This is a genomic window from Rhizobium favelukesii (assembly GCF_000577275.2).
Classification (GTDB): domain Bacteria; phylum Pseudomonadota; class Alphaproteobacteria; order Rhizobiales; family Rhizobiaceae; genus Rhizobium; species Rhizobium favelukesii.
The window spans coordinates 1-3447 of sequence record NZ_CBYB010000024.1 but is presented as its reverse complement, the minus strand read 5'-3'; the positions used below and the strand labels follow the sequence as shown (position 1 = coordinate 3447).

General features: G+C 63.3%; 5 protein-coding genes. All 5 read right to left on the bottom strand.

The window, feature by feature from the left end:
• The coding region (locus LPU83_RS27590) for a helix-turn-helix domain-containing protein (protein WP_157997300.1) at positions 1-237 on the bottom strand (237 nt) is incomplete at its 3' end.
• A 62-nt stretch (positions 238-299) separates the two neighbouring features.
• Positions 300-1142 carry a tyrosine-type recombinase/integrase gene (locus tag LPU83_RS27570; protein ID WP_024319219.1) on the bottom strand — a complete coding sequence of 281 codons (843 nt, stop codon included), beginning with the start codon at positions 1140-1142 and terminating at the stop codon, positions 300-302.
• On the bottom strand, positions 1139-1324 hold the full coding sequence (locus LPU83_RS73795) for a hypothetical protein (protein ID WP_231052345.1): 186 nt from the start codon (positions 1322-1324) through the stop codon (positions 1139-1141). Before LPU83_RS73795 ends, LPU83_RS27570 begins: the two co-directional genes overlap by 4 nt.
• A gap of 141 nt (positions 1325-1465) precedes the next feature.
• Positions 1466-1990 (bottom strand): tyrosine-type recombinase/integrase, encoded by a 525-nt coding sequence (locus LPU83_RS73790; RefSeq protein ID WP_231052346.1) that lies wholly within the window; start codon positions 1988-1990, stop codon positions 1466-1468.
• Between the two features lie 52 nt (positions 1991-2042).
• Entirely contained in the window at positions 2043-3095 is a 1053-nt protein-coding gene (locus tag LPU83_RS27455) for a tyrosine-type recombinase/integrase (protein WP_024319220.1), read from the bottom strand.
• Between the last annotated feature and the right edge of the window lie 352 nt (positions 3096-3447).

The window sequence follows — 3447 nt, the reverse complement described above, 5'->3', positions numbered from 1 at the left end:
AAGCGCTTTGCCGTTGATGAGCCCTGACGGACCGCGGGCATTGAAGCGCATAACCCAATCGCGGACAATCTGCAGGGTCACGCCTCCGATCCTGGCCGCGTCGCTGCGTGAATGACCATCATAGATTTCGGCAAGGGCAAGAAGCCGCCGAGCCTGTGCCGCATCCTTCGTGCTCTTGGCCAATGCCCGCAGGGCAAAACCGTCGAAGTCATCGCGCAGTGGAATTCCCAATGTCATCCGCAAACCTCCGTTTGCGACAGAGATTCAGAATTCAACTGATTTGGAAACCGCAAAACGAGTCAGAAACCGCTCACGTTGGTATAACGGATGTCCTGCGTTGCTTGCAGGATGATCATCGCGCATGTGTGCCTGAGCACGTGAGGCGAGATGCGTTTCTTGTTGAGGCCGGGATGCGCTCGAGCGGCAGTCGCTGCATGCTGTTTGAGCAGATAGGCGAAGCCCCATCGGCTCAGCGGCTCTCCCCGGGCATTGACGAACACCTCGGGCGCTGCAACCCGCCCGCGAACGGCGAGCCAGGCACGCAGGGCTGCGGCCGTGGTCTTCCACAAGGGAAGCGTCCGTTCCCGCCGCCCCTTGCCCAGGACACGAATGCTCATCGACGACAGGTCGATGTCCTCGAGATTCAACCCCGTCAGCTCGGACACGCGCAGACCCGCACAAACCGCCAGATGCAGCATGGCCCGGTCGCGGATGCCATCGCGCGTGGCGGGATCCGGAGTATCGAGCACCGCTTGCAGCTCCTCCCGCAGGAGATAGGGGACCAGACGCTGATCCGTCTTCTTGAATGGGATCGCCAGGACGCGGCGGACCTGCTCCAGGGCTGCCGGCTGCCTGTATTTGAGGAAGCGGAAGAAGGACTTGATGGCCGCCAGCCGGACATTGCGCGTCACCGGCGCGTTTTTGCGCTTATCCTCGAGATACTCCAGGAAGTCGCTGATGAGGCCGGCGTCGAGTTGCTCCAGCGTCAGCGCCGATGGCGAGACCTTCAGCCGCTTTGCAGCGAACATGAAGAGCAACTGGAAGCTCAGGGAATAGGAGTCGCCCGTATGCCGACTGACGCCCCGCTGGCGGGCGAGTGTCTCACCGAGGAACGCTTCGATGAGGGGAGCAATCGGCGTCATGATTGCCCCCCTTCGGTAATGAACCCTTCACCGGCCGCGGCGACGTCGCGCATGAGGTCGGCGGTGGCCTCGAGGTACCAGTAGGTCGCATAGATGTTGACGTGACCCATGTAGGTCGCAAGCGCCGCCATATGCGCGCCGCTTCGGCTTCGATCCGTCGGACTGCCTTGCAGCGCGCGCACTGCAAACGTGTGCCGCAAATCGTGCAGACGCGGGCGGCGCTTCGCCGCCGGTACGATACCCGCCGTGCCGCCAGCCTGTCGAAGGTCTCTTTGACAGCAATGTAGCGCAGTGGCAGACCACGCGCGTCAACGAACACCGGATCAGTCTCGGAACAGGGGCCGGCGATGCGCCAGATCGCCATTCAAGCCCGCTACTGCTGTGTCGTGTAGCGGCACCAGGCGGGTTTTCCGGAACTTGGTCTCACGGATCAGCAGGCCGTCGCGCGTCACGTCGGCGACCGTCAACTTCAGCGCTTCGGAGATCCTCAACCCGGTGACTGAGAGCAGTGCGATCAATGTCGCATAGGTCCGTGAGCGCAAGCCGCCTTTGGGTCGAAGCCGAAGGGCGGCCTCGATGAGGCGATCGATCTCCGCTGCCGGGTAGATATGCGGCGAGCGCCGCGTCTTGCGGGCGCCGAAGTGATTAACCGGCGGCAGCTCATGCCGGGCGTCTTCAACCCGGACATGACGCACAAAGCGGCAGACGGCTTTCAGTCGTGCATCGCGTTGCGCGACAGACGGTCCCCGCGCCGCCCAATCGGTTGCGGTTTGCGTGTGGACATGCGATTGCCCACGCTCGGTCGCAAAGGCGGCAAAGCTCCTGAGCAAGTATTCCGCATTCAGCATTGCGAATCCAGTGGCACGGCGGAGCCCAGATAAGTCTCGATGGCCTTCAACATCAGAGAACCTCCGGCCAGGGCTGCGCGATTTGCTTCAGGAGCGTGACATCGGCCTTGGCGTAACGGGCCGTCGTGTCGATGCCTCGGTGCCGCAGGACCAACCCGATCTTCTCGAGCGGAACGCCATGGCGCAGCATCTCGGTCGCCGCCGTGTGTCGCAGGACGTGCGCCCCTTTGACTGGCGCCACGACGCCGGCCCGCTGCATGAGGCGTTTCACCATCGACGAGATGCCGTCACCGTTCCGGAACGGTCGAAACGGCGCGATATTGCGCAGGAACGCGTAATCGCTCGGGCAGGTTGAAGGGCGGCACGCGAGGTAGGCGGCGATCGCATCCCCGACATCTTGCGGCAGCGGCAGACGCACCTCGTAGCGCGCCTTGCCCGAGACCCGCAGCGAGCCTGTCTCCCACTCGATGTCGTCGAGGCGGAGTTGCGCCACGTCGCCGGCCCGCAGCCCGAGGCGCGCCAAGAGCAGGACGATCGCGCGATCACGCCGGCGCGCAACGACTTCGCCATCGCATGCCGCGATCAGCCGGTTCACCTGCTCCGCCGATAGATATCGCGGCAAATCGGCAAGCCGGCAATGGGCATAGCCAGGAACGACATCGGCGAGACCTGCTCGGCAGCGGCCTTCGACCGCAAGATACCGCAAGAACGCGCGCAGGCTGGTCGTCAGTTTCTCGACGGTTCCATGGCCGCAATGGCTCGCGCGGTCCAGGAAAAAGCTGCGAATAGCGGCTGGTTCCCATCTTTCTGGATCGTCCCCGAGTGCCGCTAGCAAGTGGGCGGCGTCGCGGGCGTAGAGCTTGATGGTGGGATCGGACGCCCCGCGATGCTTGCGCAGCCACACTTTGAAGTGAGCCAGCAGGCACGGCTCGGCACGCTGCAATGCGGCGGCGGCGGACTGGCAAACGCCAATTTCGACAAGGTGCTGGCGAAAGAGCCTGGCGCCGAAAATGGTGTGGTGGTTGCGACGCCCGCCCTTGGCGCGCGGACATCGACAAGTGCGTAAGTGCTCGCTGAACACCGCCAGATCAATGTCGCTGGGCATTGCCCCTTGCCGAGTCACGACATGGCCGAGGTGCGCTGCCGCCCGCAAATATCGCGCGGCCGTGCCGGCACTTTAGCCCCGCCGCTCGAGCGCGGCTGCGAAACCGTCAAGGTATGGTCCGCTTGGTCCGCTCCGCAAATGCCTCAGCAGCTTCGATGCCGAGAAGTAAGTCTCCACATGTTCGTCTCCGTTTGTGACCGGCCATTGGTGGCCGAGCTGATGGAGGCGCAGGACCGCGCTGTTATGGAGACAAAAAGCGCAACAATTCACTGAAAAATGCCGTTGCCGGCACACCTACTCCCCATTACTGAATCTGCCCATAAGGCAGCTGTTGAAGGCGATGCGCCGGTGG